21 protein-coding genes are annotated in these 22,381 nt (G+C 66.9%); 8 read left to right on the top strand and 13 right to left on the bottom strand.

Annotated elements, in window-relative coordinates:
- Nucleotides 1–584: 584 nt before the first annotated feature.
- Entirely contained in the window at nucleotides 585–1,424 is an 840-nt protein-coding gene (gene fdhD / locus AC5P5X_RS15335; RefSeq protein WP_111189728.1) for a formate dehydrogenase accessory sulfurtransferase FdhD, read from the bottom strand.
- A 244-nt stretch (nucleotides 1,425–1,668) separates the two neighbouring features.
- On the opposite strand from fdhD, the gene AC5P5X_RS15330 reads away from it, so the two are divergent.
- Nucleotides 1,669–3,951: an FdhF/YdeP family oxidoreductase gene (locus AC5P5X_RS15330; RefSeq protein WP_111189729.1), complete on the top strand. Its 2,283-nt coding sequence runs from the start codon at nucleotides 1,669–1,671 to the stop codon at nucleotides 3,949–3,951.
- A gap of 18 nt (nucleotides 3,952–3,969) precedes the next feature.
- Here AC5P5X_RS15330 and AC5P5X_RS15325 read toward each other — a convergent pair whose 3' ends face one another.
- Complete coding sequence (locus AC5P5X_RS15325) at nucleotides 3,970–4,986, bottom strand: DUF4034 domain-containing protein (RefSeq protein ID WP_232418893.1); 1,017 nt, start codon at nucleotides 4,984–4,986, stop codon at nucleotides 3,970–3,972.
- Nucleotides 4,987–5,168: 182 nt separating this feature from the next.
- Here AC5P5X_RS15325 and AC5P5X_RS15320 point away from each other — a divergent pair, with 182 nt between their 5' ends.
- On the top strand, nucleotides 5,169–5,510 hold the full coding sequence (locus AC5P5X_RS15320; RefSeq protein WP_080052374.1) for a hypothetical protein: 342 nt from the start codon (nucleotides 5,169–5,171) through the stop codon (nucleotides 5,508–5,510).
- A 115-nt stretch (nucleotides 5,511–5,625) separates the two neighbouring features.
- A complete protein-coding gene (locus AC5P5X_RS15315) occupies nucleotides 5,626–6,165 on the top strand; it encodes a DUF411 domain-containing protein (protein ID WP_111189731.1) in 540 nt (179 codons plus the stop codon).
- Between the two features lie 120 nt (nucleotides 6,166–6,285).
- Here AC5P5X_RS15315 and blaL1 read toward each other — a convergent pair whose 3' ends face one another.
- From blaL1 to AC5P5X_RS15295, 4 genes are all read right to left on the bottom strand, one after another.
- Nucleotides 6,286–7,158 (bottom strand): L1 family subclass B3 metallo-beta-lactamase, encoded by an 873-nt coding sequence (gene blaL1, locus AC5P5X_RS15310; protein ID WP_032966056.1) that lies wholly within the window; start codon nucleotides 7,156–7,158, stop codon nucleotides 6,286–6,288.
- Between the two features lie 95 nt (nucleotides 7,159–7,253).
- Nucleotides 7,254–9,683 carry a TonB-dependent receptor gene (locus tag AC5P5X_RS15305; RefSeq protein ID WP_049460158.1) on the bottom strand — a complete coding sequence of 810 codons (2,430 nt, stop codon included), beginning with the start codon at nucleotides 9,681–9,683 and terminating at the stop codon, nucleotides 7,254–7,256.
- A gap of 71 nt (nucleotides 9,684–9,754) precedes the next feature.
- Entirely contained in the window at nucleotides 9,755–10,606 is an 852-nt protein-coding gene (locus AC5P5X_RS15300; protein WP_049460157.1) for a FecR family protein, read from the bottom strand.
- Nucleotides 10,603–11,127, bottom strand: a complete 525-nt coding sequence (locus AC5P5X_RS15295) for an RNA polymerase sigma factor (protein ID WP_012480387.1) — start codon at nucleotides 11,125–11,127, stop codon at nucleotides 10,603–10,605. Before AC5P5X_RS15295 ends, AC5P5X_RS15300 begins: the two co-directional genes overlap by 4 nt.
- Nucleotides 11,128–11,331: 204 nt before the next feature.
- On the opposite strand from AC5P5X_RS15295, the gene AC5P5X_RS15290 reads away from it, so the two are divergent.
- The 4 genes from AC5P5X_RS15290 (at nucleotide 11,332) to AC5P5X_RS15275 (ending at nucleotide 13,728) form a co-directional block, all read left to right on the top strand.
- A complete protein-coding gene (locus AC5P5X_RS15290; protein WP_005409816.1) occupies nucleotides 11,332–11,598 on the top strand; it encodes a hypothetical protein in 267 nt (88 codons plus the stop codon).
- A gap of 9 nt (nucleotides 11,599–11,607) precedes the next feature.
- Nucleotides 11,608–12,780, top strand: a complete 1,173-nt coding sequence (locus tag AC5P5X_RS15285) for a low temperature requirement protein A (protein ID WP_005409815.1) — start codon at nucleotides 11,608–11,610, stop codon at nucleotides 12,778–12,780.
- Nucleotides 12,781–12,867: 87 nt separating this feature from the next.
- Nucleotides 12,868–13,302 (top strand): EamA family transporter, encoded by a 435-nt coding sequence (locus AC5P5X_RS15280; protein ID WP_043033365.1) that lies wholly within the window; start codon nucleotides 12,868–12,870, stop codon nucleotides 13,300–13,302.
- A gap of 33 nt (nucleotides 13,303–13,335) precedes the next feature.
- The gene (locus AC5P5X_RS15275; RefSeq protein WP_005409813.1) at nucleotides 13,336–13,728 is read left to right on the top strand and encodes a DUF3224 domain-containing protein; all 393 of its coding nucleotides are present in this window, start codon (nucleotides 13,336–13,338) and stop codon (nucleotides 13,726–13,728) included.
- On the opposite strand, the gene AC5P5X_RS15270 is transcribed toward AC5P5X_RS15275, so the two are convergent.
- The 7 genes from AC5P5X_RS15270 to pip form a co-directional block, all read right to left on the bottom strand.
- Nucleotides 13,725–14,240 (bottom strand): DUF1697 domain-containing protein, encoded by a 516-nt coding sequence (locus tag AC5P5X_RS15270; protein WP_012480383.1) that lies wholly within the window; start codon nucleotides 14,238–14,240, stop codon nucleotides 13,725–13,727. The two genes, AC5P5X_RS15275 and AC5P5X_RS15270, sit on opposite strands and share 4 nt — an antisense overlap.
- A complete protein-coding gene (locus AC5P5X_RS15265) occupies nucleotides 14,237–14,878 on the bottom strand; it encodes a response regulator transcription factor (protein ID WP_012480382.1) in 642 nt (213 codons plus the stop codon). The genes AC5P5X_RS15270 and AC5P5X_RS15265 overlap by 4 nt, the downstream gene beginning before the upstream one ends.
- Nucleotides 14,871–15,926 carry a sensor histidine kinase gene (locus AC5P5X_RS15260; RefSeq protein ID WP_012480381.1) on the bottom strand — a complete coding sequence of 352 codons (1,056 nt, stop codon included), beginning with the start codon at nucleotides 15,924–15,926 and terminating at the stop codon, nucleotides 14,871–14,873. Before AC5P5X_RS15260 ends, AC5P5X_RS15265 begins: the two co-directional genes overlap by 8 nt.
- Nucleotides 15,927–16,238: 312 nt before the next feature.
- The gene (locus AC5P5X_RS15255) at nucleotides 16,239–16,976 is read right to left on the bottom strand and encodes an MgtC/SapB family protein (protein WP_005413576.1); all 738 of its coding nucleotides are present in this window, start codon (nucleotides 16,974–16,976) and stop codon (nucleotides 16,239–16,241) included.
- A gap of 31 nt (nucleotides 16,977–17,007) precedes the next feature.
- Nucleotides 17,008–19,767, bottom strand: a complete 2,760-nt coding sequence (gene mgtA, locus AC5P5X_RS15250; protein ID WP_062607168.1) for a magnesium-translocating P-type ATPase — start codon at nucleotides 19,765–19,767, stop codon at nucleotides 17,008–17,010.
- Between the two features lie 63 nt (nucleotides 19,768–19,830).
- The gene (locus AC5P5X_RS15245; RefSeq protein WP_005413574.1) at nucleotides 19,831–20,130 is read right to left on the bottom strand and encodes a hypothetical protein; all 300 of its coding nucleotides are present in this window, start codon (nucleotides 20,128–20,130) and stop codon (nucleotides 19,831–19,833) included.
- Nucleotides 20,131–20,555: 425 nt separating this feature from the next.
- Complete coding sequence (gene pip, locus AC5P5X_RS15240) at nucleotides 20,556–21,503, bottom strand: prolyl aminopeptidase (RefSeq protein ID WP_005409806.1); 948 nt, start codon at nucleotides 21,501–21,503, stop codon at nucleotides 20,556–20,558.
- 113 nt (nucleotides 21,504–21,616) lie between these two features.
- Here pip and AC5P5X_RS15235 point away from each other — a divergent pair, with 113 nt between their 5' ends.
- Nucleotides 21,617–22,282, top strand: a complete 666-nt coding sequence (locus AC5P5X_RS15235) for a TraX family protein (RefSeq protein ID WP_062607165.1) — start codon at nucleotides 21,617–21,619, stop codon at nucleotides 22,280–22,282.
- The last annotated feature ends 99 nt before the right edge of the window (nucleotides 22,283–22,381 follow it).

Raw genomic sequence — 22,381 nt, 5'->3', positions numbered from 1 at the left:
GGTGGACTTCCCGAAGGTCGCGCTGCGCTGAGATCTGGCCTGGCCCGGGTGGCAGTGGTCGCCCGGGCCGGTCTGAATGGAGCCGACCGGGTAGAGTCGACTGTCAGTCGACTATCGCGCGCAGCGCGGGGTTTTCGGGGGGTCTGAACGAAGAGCAGTCGACTGACAGTCGACTCTACAACGTAGCGTTCGACGTCCCGGTGGACTTCCCGAAGGTCGCGTTGCGCTGAGACCTGGCCTGGCCCGGGTGGCAGTGGTCGCCCGGGCCGGTCTGAATTGAGCCGACGGGGTAGAGTCGACTGTCAGTCGACTATCGCGCGCAGCGCGGGGTTTTCGGAGGTCTGAACGAAGAGCAGTCGACTGACAGTCGACTCTACAACGCAGCGTTACGTGCCGGTGGACTTCCCGAAGGTCGCGCTGCGCTGAGATTCGGTTCGGCCCGGGTGGCAGCGGGCCGCCCGGGCCGGTCTGAATGGAGCCGACCGGGTAGAGTCGACTGTCAGTCGACTATCGCGCGCAGCGCGGGGTTTTCGGGGGGCTGAACGAAGAGCAGTCGACTGACAGTCGACTCTACCCAGTCGATGCTACTTCTCGTCTGCCTGCAGCCGCTCGGGATGGGTATACACATTGAACCCGCTCTCCCGTGCGAACCCGACCAGGCACAGGCCGGCGCTGCGGGCCAGGTCGATCGCCAGCGCGGTCGGCGCCGAAACCGCCGCCAGCACGCTGGCGCCGGCGCGCACCGCCTTGCTGACCATTTCGTAGCTGGCCCGGCTGGAAATCACCAGCAGACCACCCTCGATCGTGTGTTCATTGTGATGCAGGGCGCCGATCAGCTTGTCCAGTGCGTTGTGGCGACCCACGTCCTCGCGTACCCAACCGATGCGCCCACTGGCGTCGGCCCAGGCCGCGGCGTGGACCGAACCGCTTGCCGCATTCATCGGCTGGTGCTGCGCCAAGGTCGCCACCGCCCGCTGCAGGGCGGTGGCGGAATAGCTGCGGCGTTCGCGGATCTGCGGCAGCGGTCGCAGCACTTCTTCCAGCTGGCGCGTGCCGCACAGGCCGCAGCCACCACGGCCGGGCAGCAGGCGCCCATTGGCGGGGTCCAGATCGGCACCGGGTGCATCCTCGGTCACGGTCATCTGCAGCTCGATGCCTTCCAGCTGTGGGCGGATGTCGATCGACAGCAGCTGCGAGGGCGTAGCAATCAGTCCCTCGCTGAGCGAGAACCCAAGCGCAAAGTCCTCCAGGTCGCAGGGCGTGGCCATCATCACCGCGAAGGCGGCGTCGTTGTAACGCAGCGCCACCGGCACTTCCTCGGCCACCACGTCGACCAGGGGCTGTCGCCCCTCGCTGCGCCAGCGCTGCAACGGGCGCTGGGCCGTGCCGGCAGGCGGGGTGTGCGGTGGGGTCGAATCAGGCATGCAGCGCGTCCGGACAAGGGAGATACGCAGGTGGTGGACCACCCACGCCATCGAGAATAGCGCAGTGGCCATGCGCTGACGCAGGTGTAACCGTTGTCATGGCAGGCTGCGCTGAAAACAGCGCGCACCCACTGGCGAAGCCGTGCAGGCCGTGTTTGACTGTGGGGCTGGCTGTGCGTCCGAAAGCGCCGCCGGACCGCGTTGTGCCCATTGTTGCCGCGTTCCTCCCGTCAGGTTCCCGAACATGTCCGAGCAGAAGCCGCCGCGTTACAAGCCCTACAACCAGCCCGCCGGTGGTTGGGGTGCCGCCGGAGCCACCGCCAAGGTGTTGCTGCAGCAGAGTGTGATCGGCAAGGGGTCGAAGGCGTTGCTGGCGATGAACCAGCCCGGTGGCTTCAAGTGCCCCAGCTGCGCGTTCCCCGATGCCGACGAACGCAAGAAGCTGGAGTTCTGCGAGAACGGCGCGAAGGCACTGGCCTGGGAAGCCACCCAGTTCCGTGCCGGTCGTGAGCTGTTCGCCCGGCATACCGTTACCGAGCTGATGGCGCAGACCGACTACTGGCTGGAGATGCAGGGCCGGTTGACCGAGCCGATGCGCTACGACGCGGCCACCGATCACTACGTGCCGTGCAGCTGGGACGATGCCTTCGCACTGATCGGCCGCCATCTGCGGGCGCTGGACAGCCCGCACCAGGCCGAGTTCTATACCTCCGGACGCACGCCCAACGAAGCGGCGTTCCTGTATTCGATCTTCGTGCGCGAGTTCGGCACCAATAATTTTCCGGACTGCTCGAACATGTGCCACGAGCCGACCAGCCGCGGCCTGCCGCCGGCCATTGGGGTAGGCAAGGGCACCATCGTGCTGCAGGATTTCGAGCACGCCGAGGCGATCTTCGTGATCGGCCAGAACACCGGCACCAATTCACCGCGGATGATGAGCAACCTGGTCGAGGCGCGCAAACGCGGCATTCCGATCGTGGCGGTCAACCCGATGCCCGAGCGCGCGCTGATCCGCTTCGCCGAGCCGCAGGACATGGTGCAGATGGCCACGTTCGGTTCGACCGAGATCACCAGCGAGTTCGTGCACATCCGCATCGGCGGCGACCTGGCCCTGATCAAGGGCATGATGAAGGTGATGTTCGAGCGCGAGGCGCAGGGTGAGCGTGTGCTCGACCATGCATTCCTCGCCGAACACACGGTGGGCCTGGAGGCGCTGCGCGAAGACGTGATGGCGCAGGACTGGGACGAGATCGTGCAGGTGTCCGGCATTTCGCAGGCGCAGATCCGTCGCTGTGCGGAGATCTACATCCGCTCCAATGCCACCGTGATCTGCTACGGCATGGGACTGACCCAGCACCAGTACGGCTCGCGCCTGCTGCAGCAGGTCGCCAACCTGCTGTTGCTGCGTGGCAACTTCGGCAAGCCCGGTGCTGGCATCGGGCCGATCCGGGGTCATTCCAATGTGCAGGGCGACCGCACCGTCGGCATCGACGAGAAGCCCAAGCCGGCCTATCTCGACCGTGTGCAGCAGGTGTTCGGCTTCGACCCGCCGCGTGAGCATGGCCACCATGTGGTCGAATCCATCGAGGCGATGCTGGACGGCAGCGCCAAGGTGTTCATCGGCCTGGGTGGCAACTTCATCCATGCGGTGCCCGATACGCCGCGCGCGTACGAGGCAATGCGTGGCCTGGACCTGACCGTGGGCATCGCCACCAAGCTCAACCGTGGGCACCTGGTTCATGGCCGCGATGCGCTGATCCTGCCGGTGGTGGCGCGCTCGGAGCGCATCGTCACGCCGGCCGGCGAGCAGTTCGTCACCATCGAAGACGCGATGTCCAATGTGACCGCCTCGCGCGGCGTGCTCGAACCGGTCAGCGCCGATGTATTGCCCGAGGTCGAGATTGTCTGCCGCATGGCGCTGGCCACACTGCCCGACAGCAGGGTTGACTGGGCCGGCTGCATGCACGACTACGCACCCATCCGCGAGCTGATCGCTGCGGTGTATCCGGAGATCTACACCGGCTTCAACGAGCGCATCCAGCAGCCACACGGTTTCCATCTGGACATTCCGCCGCGCCGCCGGGTGTGGCCCACGCCGAATGGCAAGGCCAACATCCTGGTGATGCCTGGGCTGGACGTGGACGATCCCGTACATGACCCGGACATGCTGCGCTTGGCCACGGTGCGCTCGCATGACCAGTACAACACCACCATCTACAGCTACAACGACCGCTATCGCGGCGTGTACAACGATCGCATGGTGCTGTTCATGAACATCGAGGACCGACTGGCACGCGGGCTGGACAAGGAAGCGCTGGTCAGCCTGGAGACGATCAGCGGCGATGGCGTGCAGCGGCGCATCGAGGGCCTGACGGTGCTGGACTACCCGATGCCGCGCGGCGCGCTGGCCGGCTACTACCCCGAACTGAACCCGTTGTTGCCGCTGGACTACTACGACCGCATCAGCGGCACGCCGGCGGCCAAGTCGATCCCTGTGAGGATGCGGGCGATGGCGGCGGTCGCCTAGCAGTGGATGAATCCAGTCCTATGGGCCTTCGGCATGTGGGTTGGGTTCATCCAGGGCAAAGGAGCAACGGAAATAGTTGGCCGTATCCCGCCAAGCGCCAACGATCGGTTCCTGGATCTGCGCCAGCAGTTCACGGGCCTTGACGGGATCATTGGCCTGGCAGGCGAAGTACGCGAATGATTGCAGGTTCCATGGCGAGGGATAACGTGACAGCACGTCTTCGAAGCCGCGTTTCATGGTCGGCCAGTTCACTTTCGACTCGGTGAACAAACGGTCCTCGTACTCCCGCTGCGAGGCGACCCAGTAGATACGGGCGTACAGCATGTATTGGTCCTGCGGTGGGGCAGCAGCCATGACCCTGCGTGCATAGGCTTCCAGGCCAGCCGGATCGCCGCCCCACTTCGGAGCGAAATAGCGCACGGCAGCAAAGTAGAGCGGGAAGTAGCCCGGATAGCGCGCGATGCCTTCGTCATGCAATGCGAAGAAGCGGTCTGCATCCCAACTCTGTTCGATCGCCCGGTGTTCCATCGACTCGTACCAGTACGGGTCCGTGCTGGCGATGTCCTTGTATTTCAGCAGGTAGTCAACGGCCTGCTGCTGCAGCGCCTTGAACGGTGCCCAGTCCTCTTCCTTCACCGTATTTGCATAGCCGGGGCCGCGGATGCTCCAGCCTTGGCGGCTGAGCATCTCAGCCATGGCCAGGCGCGCCGACGGCGACCTGGGGTAGCGCGAGATCCACGCCTGCACGAGCTTCTCGCGACCCTGCCAATAGGCCGGGTCACGGTTCCTCATGCTGAAGGCATAGCCGATGCCTACGTAGTACGCCGAAAGCTTCCAGACACCACTGCTGAAGTAGCGATCCGTATCCCGGTAACGACTGGCGAGTTGCTCCAGTCTGGCGAAATCCTGCTTCTCCAGCAGTTGCTGTGCCTGCCGGGAGACTTCAGCGCGTTCGCTTGCTTCATCTTCGCTTGGTTCTTCGGCGTGGGTGATGGTCGCGCACGACAACAGCAGCACCACAAGCAGTGTTCGCATGAATCCTTTCATGAGGGGAACTCCGTGTCGGGGACAGGGGTAGGGGCGTGGCAAGGCAGGGTGGCACGATTGCCATCTCGCCATAGCAATGGGCATCGCGCAAGTCGGCCGCGTGGTTGTCAAGCTGTCAGGGTCGTTGCCCCCCCCACGTTCAGGGCGCCTGCATCGGCTATCATCGGCCGGTGAACCTGCCTGGCCTGCTGCTGCGATGGATGTTGCTTGTCGCCCTGGTGCTGAATGCACCGGCGCTGGCGCTCGCTGCGTCTTCGTACAGCGGCCCGTCCAGCCAGGGGCATTGCGCTGCACCGCACTCGGCCGCGATGGCTGCAGCCGGCTGCTGCGATGATGCAGCCCCGGCGGCCTGCCAGAGTGGTGAGTGCGAATGCCCACCGGCCTGTCTTGGCATGCTGGCGACATTGAACGGAACACCGGCCTCGCCGTGGCGCGAGGCGCCTGTTCCGGCCAATGCCCAGCAACGCGCACCGCCGCCGAGACTCGACCCGCTGCGGCCCCCCATCGCGTGATTCCCTGCAGGCCCTACGCGCCTGCCGTAGCTGCTCGACTTCTTCTCGACTCTGCCCGCGCCTTCGATGCGCGGGCGGCGGGCCGCCTTGCCCGCCTCTGCAAAGGAATCACTCAATGAACCGTACTCTCTCCCTCGGCCTGCTGCTGGGCACTGTGTTGGCCACGACCGCCTGTGCACGTGCCGCCGAAGAATCCGCCGCCGCACCGGTCGCCAGCGCGGCACCGGTGACACCGAACCAGGCCAGCCCGGCCAAGGTCGATCCGGCCTTGCCGGTGGCCATCGTGCACAAGACCGCCAGCTGCGGTTGCTGTGGCATCTGGGTCGACCACCTGAAGGCCGCCGGCTTCCAGGTCGATGTGCGCGACACCGATGACATGAATCCAATCAAGGTCCGCTTGGGCGTGCCGGTCGGCAAGGCCTCCTGCCATACCGCCGAGATCGGCGGTTACGTGGTCGAGGGTCACATCCCGGCCGAGGACATCAAGCGCCTGCTGGCCGAACGCCCGGCCGCGCGCGGGCTGGTGCTGCCCGGCATGCCGGCCGGTTCGCCGGGCATGGAAATGCCGGACGGCTACGTGCAGCCGTACACCGTCGAGCTGGTGCGCACCGACGGCAGCACCGAGCCGTTCGCCCAGCACGGCCAGGGCGGCTGACAGACGGCGGGTGCCGGTCGGTCTGACCGGCACCTTTCCTCGCGGCCGACTTGCTCTTTACAGAGTCGAGCCATGCTCGACTGCTCTGCGGATCCGTCGAGCAAGCTCGACGCTACAGAATCAGCGGGTCCCGGCCGTTTCCCTGGCCAACTGCGCGTCGAACTTCTTCTCGGCCGCATCCGCGTAGGCGTTGCAGGTCAGTGCCTCGGCGCTGGCCTTGCTGCCGGCGGCATAGTTCCAGTTGCTGGCGCCCGGATGCGGGGTGAGCAGCAGATCGCAGGGCAGCGCCCGTACCGTTGCGAAGCTGCGCTTGTAGTCCTCGATCAGGCGCGGATAACGGGGATTGCCCTTCAGCTGGTAACCCGGTGCACTCAGGCTGTCGGCGTAGGCGATGCGCACCGGCTTCCCATCGCGGGTGTCGGTCCAGGTCCAGGCGGTGCTGCCCGGGGTGTGCCCCGGCATGAAGTGCGCGGTGAATGCGATGCCGCCCACCGTGACCACTTCGCCATCCATGATGATGCGGTCGGCGCTGGCCGGCGGATAGGTGATGCCGTCGCCAAAGTGCAGGTCGTTGCTGCCGCCGCGCGCCAGCAGCACCGCCGTTTCTGCATTGGCCGCCACATGCGCGCCGGTGCGACGCTTGAGCTCGGCGACCGGGCCGGCGTGGTCGGCATGCGCATGGCTGAGCAGGATCAATCGCAGGTCCTGCGGGGCCACGCCGCGCAGTTTCATGTTGTCCAGCAGGTGACCGGCCATCTGTGGCATGCCGCCATCCAGCAGTACTGCGCCCTCGGCGGTCTGCACCAGCAGCGCGGTCAGGTCCTCGGTGCCGATCTGCCAGGTGTGGTCGGCAACCTGCAGCGGCGCCATCGGCTGCAGCCAGGACGCATCCACGGTATAGGCCCGCAGTTGTGGCAGCGGTGCCTCGGCGGCGCTGGCGTGGGCGGCCGGAAGCGCGACGGCCAGGGCGAAGGCGAGCAGGGTAAAACGCATGATTCACGTCCGCTTGAAGGAGGCCCAGAAACTAGCATGGGCCTCCTTCATCGCGTCTCGCATAGTTTTCATGGCTCCCATAAGGACGCCACGGATCAGTACCGGTACTGCCATCCCAGCGTCAGCACCCGGCCGCGGCCGGAGAAATAGCTCGGGTTCGACGGCGTGGTCTGCGAGTAGTAGCTGATGTACTGCCTGTCCGCCAGGTTCTGCACGCCCAGCGTGAAGGCGTGCTTGTCCAGCGTATAGCGCGCGACCAGATCCACGGTGGTGTAACCCTTGAACTCGGCCACCCGCGCGCCATGCAGGTCGAAGTCGCGGTCGAAGGCATGGCTGGCCTGCAGTCGGGTGCTCAGCTGCGGCGTCCAGCTCTGTTCCCAGAACGCGGTCAGCCGGTTCGGTGCGACGTTGACGCCGGCCAGGTCGCTGTCGAGGCGACCGTCAACGTCGGCGTCGTAGCGGCCGTTGGCGCGTGCGTAGCCAAGGCCGAGGCGGCTGTCGCCCAGCCGCAGGCGCAGATTGCTTTCAAAGCCTTCCACACGGGTGGCCTGGCGCTGTACCGCATAGGCATCGATGCCCGGATCGTAGATCAGTACCGAGCCGAGCCTGGATTCGGAGGTGTAGTAGGCAATGTCACCGCTGAAGCGGCCATCGTCGTACTCCAGTCCGATCTCGCGGTTGTCCGACACCACCGGTGACAGGTCGATGAGGCTGTCCACGCGCTGGCCGTCGCGGTTGATCGCGCGCAGCACGCGGCCGACGTCGGCCACGGTGTAGCCTTCCGAGTACGAGGCATAGGCGTTGAGGCGATCGTTGATGTACCAGACCGCGCCGAAGTTGGGCAGGGTCTCGCTCATGGTCGGCTTGCCACCGGCCACCTTGCGTGCGCCGTAACGGGGCAGGGTGGTGTAGTCGCCTACTTCCAGCTCGCCCTTTTCGTAGCGCAGGCCGCCGGACAGCATCAGGTGATCGGTCGGCCACCAGTGCAGCTGCAGCAGCGGTGACAGGCTCTGGTACGTGGTCTGCGGCACCCAGTTCATGCCACTGGCCAGCAGCACCTGGTGGGTGCGGTCGCGCAGGCCGTCCAGGCCCAGGGTCACGTCCAGCGTGGTGTCGGCGATGCGGCTCCAGCTCTGGGTCAGCTTGAAGCCGCGCTTGTCCGATTCGTTCTGGGTCTGGTCCCAGGCGGCATTGGCGCCGGTGTTGCCCCAAGGATCCCATTGGCTGGCACCGTAGCGGCCTTCGAAATCGACCGCGAAGGCCTGCGCCTGGAAACGGCCGCCGAGCAGGTCGGCGGCGCTGTAGTCCACCGTCAGCGAACGCGAGCGGTTCATCGGCGGATCGAGCGGCGTATCGCCGGGGACCGAAATGGTCGGGCGACCGGTCCGGTAGTCACCGTTGATGGCCAGGTAGTTGTCCAGCCCGCGCAGTTCGTAGCGGTTGGCCATGACCTGCAGGCGGTGGCCGTCGGCAATGTTCCAGCCCAGCTTGGCGAATACGTTCGATGAGGTCGAGTCCATCAGCTCGCCCTGCGCGTTGGTGCCGATCGATCGGCCCTCGCCGTCGTGGTACAGGCCCTGCTTCTCATAGGCCAGGCCGGCGACCAGGTCGAACTGCTCGCCGCGCACGCCCACCAGGGCCGAGCCGCGCTGGCCATTGTCGTCGTGTCGGCTGGGCAGGGCAGCGCTGTAGCTGACGTTGGTGTCGAGCAGGAACGCGCCCGGCTCACTGGGCGCACTGCGGGTGATGATGTTGACGATGCCGCCGGTACCGCCGATGCCCTGCAGCGCGTTGGCGCCGTGGATGACCTCGATGCGTTCGATCATCGCCGGGTCGATGGTGTGCGAATCACGCGAGCCATCGCGCAGCGGCGTGGACTGCGGCACGCCGTCGACCATGTACAGGATGCCGCGGCCGCGCATGGTTTCGCCGTAGTTGGACATCTTCTCGCGCGCCGGGGCAAACGCCGGGATCTGCGACGACAGCACCCGCGACACATCCGAGCCCAATGCCAGCTGCTGGGTGATGTCCTCGCGGGTCAGCACCGTGATGGTATTGGGCATGGCGGTCTCGCCCTGCGGCATGCGCGCGGTCGAGGCCGAGACCGTGACGCGGGCCAGCGACGTCGTCGAGGCGGATGACGGCGCCGATGATGCGGCCCGGGCCGGGATGCGCGGCTTCGCCGGCGCTGGCGCGGCACTCACCACGAACACCCCTGGCGAACGTTCCTGCATCGCCAGGCCTTGGCCTGCCAGCAGCCGCTGCAGGGCCTCACGCGGGGTGTAGCGGCCATCAACAGCCGGGGCGCTGCGGCCGCTCACGCTGTCGGCGGCGAACAGCAGCTGGATGCCACTCTGCCGCGCCAGCGCAGTGAGCGAGGCCTGCAACGGGCCGGCCGGCAGGTGCAGCTCGACGGGCGCGGATGCAGCGGTCTGCGCCGTGGCGGGCAGGGCCGCACAGAGGCAGGCAGCGAGCAGGGTGGGGGCCAGCCGGCGCAGGGCGGCTGGCGGAACAGGGCGGGTCATGCGGGGGTCCTTCGGAAGGGTTCAAGCACTTGCCGGATGGGACGGCGCGCAACCCACCCTCGGTGTGGCATTCAATCGCGGGCGCGCAGATGCAGGCTGCCATCGGAAGCGGTGTGCACCTGTACCGGCAGGATCTCGGGCAGCAGCGCGAGTACAGTCTCGGCGCGGTCGGCATCGAAGACGCCTGACACCTGCAGCGGCCCCAGTACCGGGTCGTCCAGCACGATGGGACGGTCGTGATAGCGCTGCAGGATGCGCAGCACCTCGGCCAACGGCATGCGGTCGAATTGCAGCCGTCCACGGGTCCAGTCGGCTCGATCCGGGTCCACCGCTTCCGGCGGAGACAACGATCCTGGCTGGGCCAGCACGCGCTGCCCCGGCTTCAGGCGCTGCTCTGCGCCCCCGCCATCCACACGCACGCCCACCTCGCCGCGCCACAGGGTTACCTCGCTGAGGCTACCCTGCCGGTCAACGTCGAACACCGTGCCATAGTTGCGCACATGCACCGCCCCGGCCTCGACCTCGAACGGGCGCCAGGTCGAGTGCTGCACCTGGAAACGGGCCTGGCCCTGCACCAGCACCACCTGCCGCGAGCGGATGTGCCTGCGAACCTGCAGATGGGTACCGGCGTCGAGCAGCAGATGGCTGCCATCGGGCAGGCGGATGCCGCGGCGTTCGCCCACCGCGCTCCGATAGTCGTGCACCTGCCATGCCGGGTCGGCAATGAACACGCCCGTGGCCGTGATCAGCAGCAGCGGCAGGACGATCTTCGCCGCACGCCCACCGCGACGACGCTGCAACGCATCCGCGCTGGGCATGGGGAAGCGTTCCTTCAGGGCATCGCGATGCTGGTCCAGCACCTGGTCGGTGGTTGCGGGTTGGACCGGCGGTTGCGGTGTGGACGGCGGCGGTTGTGGGCTCATCGCAGGCCAGCCGACCGTTGGCAATCGACCATGGCCAGGCGCAGGTGGCGCTCCACCGCCTTCTGGCCGATACCCATGCGGCGGGCAACCTCAGCCTGTGGCAGTTCGTGGATCTTGTGCAGGATGAAGACCTGCTGGCGGCGGCAGGGCATGCGTTCGATGGTGGCGCCCAATCGTTGCAGTGCCTGTTGTCCCTGCGCCTGCTGCTCAGGCCCGGGGCGCGGGCAGGCGTCATCGGGCAGCTCGGCACGCGCCTCCACCCAGTGCCGGCGCAGATCCTCGGCGCGGCAGCGATCCACCGCCGTATCGTGCGCGATCCGCCGCAGCAGCGCGATGGGTTGCCGTGCATCGTAGGCGGCCGGGCGTTCCAGCAGGCGCACGCAGACATCGTGCACCACCTCACGAGCCAACCCCGGCGAGCGGAAACGGCGGCGCAGGTACTCCACCAGTTCCTCGTAATGGCGCACCAGCGAGGACACCAGCGGCAGCGCGGGAGGGGGTAGGGAAGGCAGCTGGGACATCCGGACCGGAAGCAAGGGCAAGGGGCGCGCGCGGGGGAGGGCATCCCTGCGCGATGACGCAATACTAATGGGAACCGTTCGCGTTTGTCATGTGGGGCGCGGGTCGGGGATTGTTCGTCGGAACTGGAAAGTGAAACCACGATCATCGTCTGGAGCGCAGAATCGGCCGCGGCTAGCCTGCAAGCAGGCTCAAGGAGATGGACCATGCACGTGCTTCTGGTGATGGTGGGTGGGGTGTTGTTGTTGGGGGTATTCCTGCTCTTCGGGCGGCTGTGGAGCGTAGGCCAGTCACAGTTGCCCACGGCCCTGCTCGCGTTCATCGCCACCTGGCTGCTGGTGACGCTGGCCAACATGTGGGTGGGCGTGAGCAAGGCGGACTACGCCGTGCGGGAAGAACTGCCGATCCTGCTGCTGGTGTTCGCGGTGCCGGCCCTGCTGGCTGGACTGCTGTACTGGCGACTGGCGCGCTGAAGGACGGCCATGAGCACACGACTGAGACCGCCTGCCCTGCGCCAGCGCGATGGCCACCACGCCCGCGTGACCTACGAAGAGCTGTTCTTTGATCTGGTCTACGTCTTTGCGGTTACCCAGCTCAGCCACCATCTGCTGCATCACCTGGACCTGATCGGGGTGATGCAGACGCTGGTGCTGTGGTTCGCGGTCTGGCTGGGCTGGCAGTACGCCTGCTGGGTCAGCAACTGGTTCGATCCCGAGGCGCCACGCATCCGCAGCCTGCTGTTCGTCACCATGTTGCTGGCGCTGTTGATGTCCTCGTCCATTCCCGAGGCCTTCGCTGAACGCGCCTGGGTCTTCGCGGGGGCGTACGCCACCATGCAGGTCGGGCGCACGGCGTTCGTGCTGCTGGAGGTCGGTCGCAGCCATCCGTTGGCGCCCAATTTCCGACGCATGCTGGCGTGGGTGAGCGTGTCGGCCTGCTTCTGGCTGGCGGGCGCCGCCGCCGAGGGCAATCTGCGCCTGGCGTTGTGGGCGGTGGCGGTGGCCTGCGAATACATCTCGCCGATGTTCGGTTTCGCGTTTCCGGGCCTGGGCCGGTCGCACACCCGCGAGTGGACCATCGAAGGCGGGCACCTGGCCGAGCGTTGCCAGCTGTTCGTCATCGTCGCACTCGGCGAGACGCTGCTGGCTACCGGTGGCGTGCTCAGCGAGGTCGAGCAGTGGAGTGCTGCGGTGGTGTCCGCGGTGCTCGCCACCTTCGCCGGCACCATCGCCATGTGGTGGCTGTATTTCGGCATCTCCAGCCGCGACGCCACCGCGGCGATCACCCATTCCGAGGACCCCGGGCGGATGGGCGCCAATTTCCACTACGTGCATGCGCTGCTGATCGCCGGCATCATCGCCACCGCGGTGGGCAACGACCTGGTGATGGATCACCCGGAAGCGGCGGTGACCCCGGTCTACGCCACGGTGCTGGTAGCGGGGCCGTTGATCTATCTGCTGGGCAGCGCCTTGTACAAGCGCATTGTGTACGGGCGCGCCCCGTATTCGCATCTGATCGGTGCCGTGGCGCTGGTCGTGTTGGGCGTGGTCTTGCCGCACACCCATCTGCTGGCCGCTGGCTGGTTGACCAGTGCGGTGCTGCTGGCCGTGGGGTTGATGGATACGCGGTTGAAGCGTCGCCTGAAGCGGGCGTGATCCGCACGCGTCGCTGCCGTGCTTGCGCGGGCGGGCAATGGGAGTAGCGTGGGCAGTGGGTGCTCTGGGAACCGGGAGTGGCGCAGCATGCAGAACGTTCCGCAGTGGCTGGTCTGGGCCGGCCTGTCAGCCTGTTTCGCCGCGCTGACCGCGCTGTTCGCCAAGGTGGGCGTCAAGGGCGTCGACTCGGATCTGGCCATGGCCATCCGCACCCTGGTGGTGGCGGCGGTGATCCTGCCGCTGGTGGTGGTCACCGGCAAGTGGTCCAATCCGTTGCTGCTGCCCGGGCGCACGCAGCTGTTCCTGGTGCTGTCGGCGCTGGCCACGGGTGCGTCGTGGCTGTTCTACTTCCGCGCGCTGCAGAGTGGTGAGCTGGCCAAGGTGGCAGTGGTCGACAAATTCAGCGTGGTGCTGGTGATCGTGCTCGCCTATCTGTTGCTGGGTGAACGTCCGACCCTGCGGGAATGGAGCGGCATCGGCCTGGTGCTGGCCGGGGTGATCGTACTGGCGACGAAGAAGTAGCAGCGTTCAAACCCATCGACGAGGGAGAGCAGGATGCAGGGCGAAGCGCGCGGTACCTTTGAAGTGAACCTGCTGCCGATCAGTGGCAACGACGGCCCGATCGGGGTGATGTCGATCGACAAGGTCTTCCATGGTGACCTGCAGGGCAGCAGTGTCGGCCAGATGCTGGCCTTCCGCAGCCCGGTGCAGGGCTCGGCCGGCTACGTGGCGATGGAGCGGGTGACGGCCACGCTGGCCGGGCGCCACGGTGGGTTCACCCTGCAGCACAACGGCTTGATGACCCGTGGCACGCCGCAGCTGAGCGTGGTGGTGGTACCCGATTCCGGCAGCGACGGGCTGCTCGGCCTGGCCGGCACGCTGGAGATCACCATCAGCGAGGGCCGCCATGACTACCGGTTGCTCTACAGCCTTCCGGAAGAACCCTAGCGGAGTTCCGCTGCCATCGTCGCGAGCCGGGCGACGGTGTTGAGGTTGCGCGCCGTGCCCTGTGCCGCGCCGGGAATGCGCAGGCGCGAGTCGGCCATGCCGGCGCCGTAGTGGATGAAGATCTCGCGCGTGCCGAGTGCGAGCTGTTCGTCGCGCCGGCCGGTCACGCCGTCCAGCGGGTCGGCGGGCAGGCTGCCGTCGAGGAACAGGGCGACCACACGGTTGCCGGCCGCCTGCGCAAACGGATTGCGTGCCACCACGCCGGCAATCTCGTTGGCCGAGCGCACCAGCACGCCCACCGGCTTGCCGGCATAGGCCTGGAGCCGCTGGCCGAGGGCCTGGCGCACGCCTGTTTCGTCGAGCGAGCTGCGCAACACCACGTTGCCGCTGGCGATGTACGTGCGGACATCGGCGAAGCCTGCGTCCTCACACATCGCCACCAGTTCGCGCATCGGCAGCTTGCCGGTGCCGCCGACGTTGACCGCGCGCAGCAAGGCGACGTGGACGTTCATGGCGTCCCCGCCTGCAGGCGGTCATACATGCGTACCAGGTCAACCAGGGTGCGCGCGCCCATCTTGCGCATCACCTGCGCGCGGCGCACCTTCACCGTGATCTCGCTCACCCCGAGGTCGCCGGCGATCTGCTTGTTGAGCCGGCCGCGTACCACGCCATCGACCACCTCGCGCTCGCCGGCGTTGAGGGTGTCCCAGCGCAGTTGCAGCGCGCCGAGTGCCTCGCCGTCGCGGCGGCGCTGGCGGTCGATCTCGATGCCCTTGTGGATGGCATCGAGCAGCTCCTGGTCACGGAAGGGCTTGGTCAGGAACTCGATGGCACCGTCCTTGATCGCGTTGACGCCCATCGCGATGTCGCCGTGGCCGGTGATGAATACCACCGGCAGCTGCAGGCCGAGGCTGCCCATCGTGCGATGGAACTCCAGCCCACTCTGGCCGGGCATGCGCACGTCCAGCACCAGGCACGCTGGCGCGTCTTCCAGGTCGTGTTCGAGGAAGGCCTGGGTGGAGGTGAAGGCCCGCACCTGCAGGCCCATCGAGGCCAGCAGGTCTTCCAGTGCGGCGCGCACCGACGGGTCGTCGTCGACCACGTAGACGATGGGCGCTGGATCGATGGCTGGGGCAGCGGGCTTACGCATGTTGAACGTCCGAGGCAATGGGCAGGTCGAACACGAAGCAGGCACCGCCGCCTGCTGGTCGTTCGGCGCGGATCTGGCCGTCATTGGCTTCGATCATCGAACGGCTCAGGCTGAGGCCCAGGCCGAGCCCATGTGATTTGGTGGTCCAGAATGCATCGAATACTCGCTCGGGATGATCGGCGGGCAGGCCGACACCACGGTCGCGCACGCTGAGACTGACCCGCTGACCGTCACGCCGGGTCAGCAGCGACAGTCGCCGGTCCGCAGCAGGGACTGGCTCCATCGCGTCCACCGCATTGAGGATCAGGTTGCCGATCACCTGCTGCACCTGCACGCGGTCGGCGTGTACCGGCGGCAGGTCGGCGTCCAGCAGCAGCGCCACCGCCACGCCGTGCTGGTCCAGCTCGCTGCGCGACAGCGCCAGCATTTCCTCCACCGCCTGATTCAGGTCGAAGGCGCGTCGTTCCGGTGCCGCGCCCTGGGTCAGGCCGCGGATGCGGGCGATCACGTCACCGGCGCGGTGCGCGTCGGCCAGGATGCGGGCCACGGTCTGCCGGGCCTTGTCCACGTTCGGAGGGTCCTGTGCCAGCCAGCGCTGGCAGGCTTCGGCGCTGCTGGCGATGGCGGCCAGTGGCTGGTTGACTTCATGGGCGATGGAGGTGGTGAGCTCGCCTACGGTGGAGGCGCGTGCCACCCTGAGCAGGCGGCCCTGCGCTTCCTGCACGGCGGCCTTGGCCGCTTCCATGTTCAGGGCGAGATAGGTGGTGATGCCGATCACCAGCATGCCGATCACCGAGTTGACCAGGCCGATGCGGTAGGTGCCGAAGCGGGTCAGGAAGAAGCTCAACCCGGTCAGCGCGATGCAGGCGATGGCCAGGGTGATGAGCCCGCGCGCGCTCAGCACGCGCGACGCCGCGAGGATGACCGCTGCGTAGAAGCAGGCAGCGGCAACCGCGTAATCGGTGACGGTGTCGATCAGGAAGATCGCCGCCATCACGACGATCAGGGCCAGCAGCACCAGCGGGCGGCGGGGCGACAGCGATGGCATCGGGGAAGCTCCCGGGCGTGGGCGGAAAGGATAGCAAAGCCGGCATTGGTGGATGCCGACCTTGGTCGGCGTGCTCCCGTGCGGTGGGTGCCGACCGTTGGTCGGCACAAACCAGAACGATGCCTGGTAGTGCCGGCCGCTGGCCGGCAACTGCACGGTGCTTCGGAGATCACGAGGTTGCCGGCCAGCGCCCGGCACTACCGCAGGGATGGACACGGTCTCTGAAGGTTCTGTGCCGACCAACGGTCGGCACCCACCAAAGCGATGCACGGTGCGTCCGGGGATCATCAGGTTGCCGGCCAGCGGCCGGAACTACTCCTCCAGGCTGGCGTTCCAGAAGCCCTGCAGCACACCGGGCGTGGTCGCCAGGGTGGCCAGCACGGCATCGAGCTCACCGGCATCCACGGTGGTGGCATACAGCACCGCTTCGATCTCCACGTCGCGCTCGCCGAACGGGCGCTGGTCCACCGCGCGCACCGGGTAATGCGCCTGCTCAAGCAGCAGCAACAGCTGGTCCAGCACCTCGGCCTGCTGCTCGCGCTGGCAGACCACGTTGATCGCATAGGTCGCCTCGCTGAACGCTTCCGGCAGCGGCTGCCGCTGGATGCGGTTCACCACCGGCCGCAGCAGGGTATTGGCGGCCAGCACGAACACCGCTGCCAACACCGCCTCCGGCAGCAGCTTGATGCCGGCACAGGCGCCCACCGCCGCCGATCCCCACAGGGTGGCGGCGGTGTTCAGGCCGGACACCTGGGCGCCGTCCTTCATGATCGCGCCAGCACCGAGAAAGCCGACGCCGGAGATCACATACGCAACCACATGCAGCGGTGACGGCGGGCCGCCGTACAGGTCATGGAAGCGCACCGCCAGATCGACGAACACCGCCGCTCCCACCGCCACCAGCGTGTTGGTGCGCAGGCCGGCGGTGCGTTGGCGCAGCTGCCGTTCCAGGCCGATGGCCGTACCCAGCACGAACGCCACCGACAGGCTGATCAACGAACTCAGGGTTGCGCCGGCGTTGAACGCCGGCAGGTTCGGATTGATGTCCATTGTGTTTCTTCCTGGACAAAGCGGCGGGCGCTTACTGCCAGCCGTAACGACGGATGTAGAACCGCTTCAGCGCGGTGGTCAGCACCGCATAGCCGAACAGGATCGCCACCAGGAACGGCCAGTAGCCGGCCGGCAGCGCCTGCAGCTTGAAGTAGCCGGCCAGCGGGCTCATCGGCAGGGCCACGCCGATGGCCATGATCAGGCCGGTCATCAGCAGCAGTGGCGGCGCGGCGATGCTCTGCAGGAACGGCACCTTCGGCGTACGGATCATGTGCACAATCAGGGTCTGGGTCAGCAGTCCGACCACGAACCAGCCGGACTGGAACAGGCCTTGGTCGGCCGGCGTGCGTGCATCGAACACGTACCACATCAGCGCGAAACAGGTCAGGTCGAAGATCGAGCTGATCGGCCCGAAGAACACCATGAAGCGGCCGATGTCGGCCGGGTTCCATTTCAGTGGCTTGCGCACCAGCTCCTCGTCTACGTTGTCGAACGGGATGGCGATCTGCGAGATGTCGTACAGCAGATTCTGCACCAGCAGCTGCAGCGGCAGCATCGGCAGGAACGGCAGGAAGGCCGAGGCCACCAGCACCGAGAACACATTGCCGAAGTTGGAGCTGGCGGTCATGCGGATGTACTTCAGCATGTTGTTGAACGTGCGCCGGCCCTGGATGACACCTTCCTCCAGCACCATCAGGTTCTTTTCCAGCAGGATGATGTCGGCGGCCTCCTTGGCGATGTCCACCGCACTGTCCACGCTGATGCCGATATCGGCTGCGCGCAGCGCCGGCGCATCGTTGATGCCGTCACCGAGGAAGCCGACCACCTTGCCCTGCGCGCGCAGCTCGCGCACCAGTCGCTCCTTGTGCAGCGGCGTCAGCCGGGCAAACACGCGATGGTGCTGCAGCGCCCGCGACAGCGCGCCGTCGTCCATGCGCTCGATCTGCGGGCCGGTCAGGATGGTGTCCGCGTCCAGCCCCACCTGTGCGCAGACACGGGCGGTCACCAGTTCGTTGTCGCCAGTGAAGACCTTGACCTCGACACCGTGTGCGGTCAGCGCCTGCAGCGCCTGCGCAGCGGACTCCTTCGGCGGGTCCAGGAAGGCCACGTAGCCGACCAGGGTCAGCCCGCACTCGTCCGCTTGCGAGTAGGCGCTCTGACTGGCCGCGGTCTCCTTCATCGCCACCGCCACCACGCGCAGGCCCTGCTCGTTCAGTTCCTCGGTGGTCTGCCGCACGCGGGCCAGGCGGTGCTCGTCCAGTGGCATGTCCTGGCCGTTCTCGCGAACGGTGCTGCACACCGCCAGCATCTCTTCCACCGCGCCCTTGCAGATCAGCTCATGGTGGTCCTCGCGCTCGGACACCACCACCGACATGCGGCGGCGCTCGAAATCGAACGGGATCTCATCCACCTTGTGGTAGTCCTGCGACAGCCGCAGCGAACTCTGCAGCTCCACGTGCTCCAGCACCGCGCGATCCAGGAGGTTGATCAGCCCGGTCTGGAAGTGGCTGTTGAGGTAAGCGAACTTCAGCACGTCTTCCGAATCGTGGCCGAACACATCGGTGTGACGCTCCAGTGCGATCCTATCCTGGGTGAGGGTGCCGGTCTTGTCGGTGCACAGCACTTCCATGGCGCCGAAGTTCTGGATCGCATCGAGGCGCTTGACGATCACCTTGCGCCGCGACAGCAGCACCGCGCCCTTGGCCAGGGTGGAGGTGACGATCATCGGCAGCATCTCCGGGGTCAGGCCCACCGCCACCGACAATGCGAACAGGAACGCCTCGGTCCAGTCGCCCTTGGTCCAGCCGTTGATCAGCAGCACGAACGGGACCATCACCAGCGCGAAGCGGATCAGCAGCCAGCTGACACTGTTGACGCCGGCCTGGAACGCGGTCGGCGCACGGTCGGTGGCGGTGCTGCGCTGCGCCAGCGTGCCGAAGTAGCTGCGGTTGCCGGTGGCCAGCACAACAGCCGTGGCCGTGCCGGACACCACATTGGTGCCCATGAACAGCAGGTTGTGCTGCTCCAGCAGGCCGGCCAGGCCGTCGCCCGGGTGCGCGAACTTCTCTACCGGCAGCGATTCGCCGGTCATCGCGGCCTGGGCGACGAACAGGTCCTTGGCGGTCAGCACGCGGCAATCGGCCGGAATCATGTCACCGGCCGACAGCACGATGTGGTCACCGGGCACCAGCTCACGGATCGGAAGGTCCAGCAGGCGAGCCGGGCGACGGCTGTGCAGGTGAGCGCCGAAGTACTGGTCGGCCACATCGGCGGCCTCGGTGCCCGGATTGCGGCGCAGCACGCGCGCGGTGTTGCCGACCAGTGCCTTCAGCCGCTCAGCCGCACGGTTCGAACGCCCCTCCTGCACGAAGCGGATCAGCGTGGACAGCAATACCATCGCACCGATCACCACGGTGGCCTTGATGTCCTCGGTCAGCCAGGACACCGCCGCCAGCACGGTCAGCAGCAGGTTGAACGGATTGCGGTAGCACTGCCACAGGTGCCGCCACCACGGCAGCGGCTTTTCGTGATCCACCTCGTTGGGGCCGAGCGTGGCCAGTCGTTCCTCGGCCTCATGCGGGCTGAGGCCATCGGCATGCGACTCCAGTGTGGTCAGCAGTTCGGCTTCCTCCTGCTGGGCGAGGGTAACCAGGCCGGTGGTGAGCGCGAACGGCGCGGCCTCGGCGCTGCCCGGGCCGAAGCCGGATTCGGGCATCGCGCGGCGGCGGAACAGGTTGCCTGCGCGACGGCTGCGCAGGAAGGCATTGAACCAGGCGTTGAGCAGGCTCATGGGACTCTCCTCGAATGTCAGAGCCGGCCGCGGCCGGAACACGAACGGAACGGTTGGAACAGGTCAGGCGTGGCGCATCGCCAGCACCGCCGGCGACCACGGCTGCATGTGCAGGCGCTGGCTGCCGCCGATGCACAGCGGCTTCATGGCATCGCGCAGCGGGTAGGGCAGATGGCGCAGCACGGTGATCCGCTCGCTGATTGGCAGCAGCGACAGCGCATCGGCCACCACGCGCGGCGAACCGAGCGACAGCGAACGGGCGAACATGACCGGGCCGTGTTGCAGCAGCTGGCTGCGCAGGGCGGCAACATCGCGCTCGCCGATCAGGCGGCGCAGGGTGATGTAGAGGATCTTGTAGGACATGGGGGTGATCTCCAGGCAGGCGGCACCTGGCGGTCCCCCGTCACTCAGGCAGGCAGGGACCGGCGGGCAGGCGCCAGGAACAGGCGGATTGCGGGCATCCGGGGCGCGGTGCGCCCGGCAGGGTCGGGGTCCATCTGCGTCTCCATGAGGGGAGGGTGCCGGCCAGGATTGCCCTGGCCAGTGCCGCTATTGTCCGCCCCTGAATGGGGCTGGCCTAGAGGCTCGTGGGTTAGCTGGGCTATACCTTGGTATAGCCGGGTGGTGTGACTGGCACCTGATACCCGGCCCCGTAGAGTCGACTGTGAATCGACTATCGCGCGCAGCGCGGGCCTCGAAGCAGTGTCGCCAACTGCAGTCGACTCACAGTCGACGCTACTACCCTCGCACGGTGGGATGCCGGCCAGCGGCCGACACTACCCACCTGTTCAGAAGCGGTCGGCAAAGGCATCTGTCGCGCGCACGAGCGCATCGACCGTGGCCGGCTCGTTGGCGCTGTGGCCGGAGGTCACCATCTCCAGGCGCGCTTCCGGCCACGCCTTGGCCAGGTCCCACGCGCTGCGCGGCGGACAGATGATGTCGTAGCGTCCCTGCACGATCACGCCGGGCAGGTGGCGGATGCGATCAATGTTGCGCAGCAGCTGGTCCGGTTCCAGGAAGATGCCGTTGCGGAAGTAGTGCGCTTCGATGCGGGCCTTGGCCAGCGTGTCCAGCGGATCATCGGTGGATTGCGCATCCACGTCGTGCTGCAGGGTGGCGGCGTTGTCTTCCCAGCCCAGCCAGGCCTGCGCGGCTTCGATGCGGGTTGCCTCGTCGGGGCCATCCATGCGCGTCCAGTAGGCCGCAATCATGTCGCCACGTTCGGCGTGCGGAATATAGGCCTGATAGCGGTCCCAGCGCTCCGGGAAGATCCAGCGCGCACCCCCATCGGCCTCGGCGAACCAGCGGTTCTCCATTTCGCGGCCGAGGAACACGCCACGCACGATCAGGCCGGTGGCGCGCTCGGGATGCGCCTGCGCGTAGGCCAGTGACAGGGTCGAACCCCAGGAGCCGCCATAGACCAGCCAGCGTTCGATGCCCAGATGCTCACGCACCTTCTCGATATCGGCCACCAGGTCCTGCGTAGTGTTGTCGCGCAGCTCGCCGAACGGCGTGGAACGGCCGCTGCCGCGCTGGTCGATCAATACGATGCGGTAGCGCGTCGGGTCGAAAAAGCGGCGATGGGTCGGCGAGATACCGGCGCCCGGGCCGCCGTGCAGGTACACCACCGGAATGCCCTCGGGCGTGCCGCACTCTTCTACATGTAGCGTGTGCAGATCGCTCACCTTCAGGGTGAACTCGCGGTAGGGTTCGATGGCGGGGTACAGGGTGCGCATGGCGGGCATCTCACAAGCAGGGTGGCCAGCATAGCGCCGCCACCTGCGGCTTGCAGCGGTGGCCTCCTGCGCGGCGCTGGAAATGCGCTGGCCGATGCGCATAAGCTTCCGCGATGCAAGCGACCACGACCGGGACGTCCACGTTCAACCTCACCCTCGGCAGCGGCGCGCGCGAGCTGCTGAAGTGGATCGCGCTGCTGGCCATGACCGGCGACCACGTGGCCAAGGTGGTCTTCGGGGGCTACGTGCCGGTGGTCAGCGAACTGGGGCGTATCGCCTTCCCGCTGTTCGCGCTGGTGATGGCCTGCAACCTGGCCCAGCCGGGCGCCGACCTGCGCAAATCGATCCGCCGGCTGGCACTATGGGGGCTGATTGCGCAGCCATTGCACGCATTGGCGTTCGGTTCCTGGCTGCCGCTCAACATCCTGCTCACCTTCACCTTGGCAGTGGTGGCCGTGCATGCGTTTGCGAATAATCGGCCTGTGCTGCTGTTGCTGGCTGCCGGCGTGCTGCCGATGTTCGTGGACTACCAGTGGGCCGGTGTTGGCGCCGTGCTGCTGGCCTGGGTCGCGTTCCGGCATCGGGCGTGGTGGCTGTTGCTGGTTGGGCTTGCAGCGGTGTGCGGGGTCAACCACAACGGCTGGGCACTGCTGGCTGTTCCGGTGGTCGTGCTGGCGACGCGGGTGCCGTGGCGACTGCCGCGCTGGCGCTGGGTGTTCTATGGGTACTACGTGGGGCATCTGGCGGTGCTGGCGGTGGTGGCGCGCGTGCTTTCGTGATCAGTGCGTGCGTGGTCGTGCCTTGTGTCGGTAGATCCACGCCAGGCGTGGATGCGTTTGGCGGATCACCATGGAACCCAGCCAGGCATGGCCTGGCTC

This window comes from Stenotrophomonas sp. YJH_SMC_91, assembly GCF_059368495.1.
This window is presented reverse-complemented; position numbering and strand designations above follow the sequence as displayed.

Excerpts from the sequence above, each read along its gene's own strand:
- fdhD (WP_111189728.1), bottom strand. The coding sequence starts at position 1,424 with ATGCCTGATTCGACCCCACCGCACACCCCGCCTGCCGGCACGGCCCAG.
- AC5P5X_RS15330 (WP_111189729.1), top strand. The coding sequence starts at position 1,669 with ATGTCCGAGCAGAAGCCGCCGCGTTACAAGCCCTACAACCAGCCCGCC.
- AC5P5X_RS15325 (WP_232418893.1), bottom strand. The coding sequence starts at position 4,986 with ATGCGAACACTGCTTGTGGTGCTGCTGTTGTCGTGCGCGACCATCACC.
- AC5P5X_RS15315 (WP_111189731.1), top strand. The coding sequence starts at position 5,626 with ATGAACCGTACTCTCTCCCTCGGCCTGCTGCTGGGCACTGTGTTGGCC.
- blaL1 (WP_032966056.1), bottom strand. The coding sequence starts at position 7,158 with ATGCGTTTTACCCTGCTCGCCTTCGCCCTGGCCGTCGCGCTTCCGGCC.
- AC5P5X_RS15305 (WP_049460158.1), bottom strand. The coding sequence starts at position 9,683 with ATGACCCGCCCTGTTCCGCCAGCCGCCCTGCGCCGGCTGGCCCCCACC.
- AC5P5X_RS15300 (WP_049460157.1), bottom strand. The coding sequence starts at position 10,606 with ATGAGCCCACAACCGCCGCCGTCCACACCGCAACCGCCGGTCCAACCC.
- AC5P5X_RS15295 (WP_012480387.1), bottom strand. The coding sequence starts at position 11,127 with ATGTCCCAGCTGCCTTCCCTACCCCCTCCCGCGCTGCCGCTGGTGTCC.
- AC5P5X_RS15290 (WP_005409816.1), top strand. The coding sequence starts at position 11,332 with ATGCACGTGCTTCTGGTGATGGTGGGTGGGGTGTTGTTGTTGGGGGTA.
- AC5P5X_RS15285 (WP_005409815.1), top strand. The coding sequence starts at position 11,608 with ATGAGCACACGACTGAGACCGCCTGCCCTGCGCCAGCGCGATGGCCAC.
- AC5P5X_RS15280 (WP_043033365.1), top strand. The coding sequence starts at position 12,868 with ATGCAGAACGTTCCGCAGTGGCTGGTCTGGGCCGGCCTGTCAGCCTGT.
- AC5P5X_RS15275 (WP_005409813.1), top strand. The coding sequence starts at position 13,336 with ATGCAGGGCGAAGCGCGCGGTACCTTTGAAGTGAACCTGCTGCCGATC.
- AC5P5X_RS15270 (WP_012480383.1), bottom strand. The coding sequence starts at position 14,240 with ATGAACGTCCACGTCGCCTTGCTGCGCGCGGTCAACGTCGGCGGCACC.
- AC5P5X_RS15265 (WP_012480382.1), bottom strand. The coding sequence starts at position 14,878 with ATGCGTAAGCCCGCTGCCCCAGCCATCGATCCAGCGCCCATCGTCTAC.
- AC5P5X_RS15260 (WP_012480381.1), bottom strand. The coding sequence starts at position 15,926 with ATGCCATCGCTGTCGCCCCGCCGCCCGCTGGTGCTGCTGGCCCTGATC.
- AC5P5X_RS15255 (WP_005413576.1), bottom strand. The coding sequence starts at position 16,976 with ATGGACATCAATCCGAACCTGCCGGCGTTCAACGCCGGCGCAACCCTG.
- mgtA (WP_062607168.1), bottom strand. The coding sequence starts at position 19,767 with ATGAGCCTGCTCAACGCCTGGTTCAATGCCTTCCTGCGCAGCCGTCGC.
- AC5P5X_RS15245 (WP_005413574.1), bottom strand. The coding sequence starts at position 20,130 with ATGTCCTACAAGATCCTCTACATCACCCTGCGCCGCCTGATCGGCGAG.
- pip (WP_005409806.1), bottom strand. The coding sequence starts at position 21,503 with ATGCGCACCCTGTACCCCGCCATCGAACCCTACCGCGAGTTCACCCTG.
- AC5P5X_RS15235 (WP_062607165.1), top strand. The coding sequence starts at position 21,617 with ATGCAAGCGACCACGACCGGGACGTCCACGTTCAACCTCACCCTCGGC.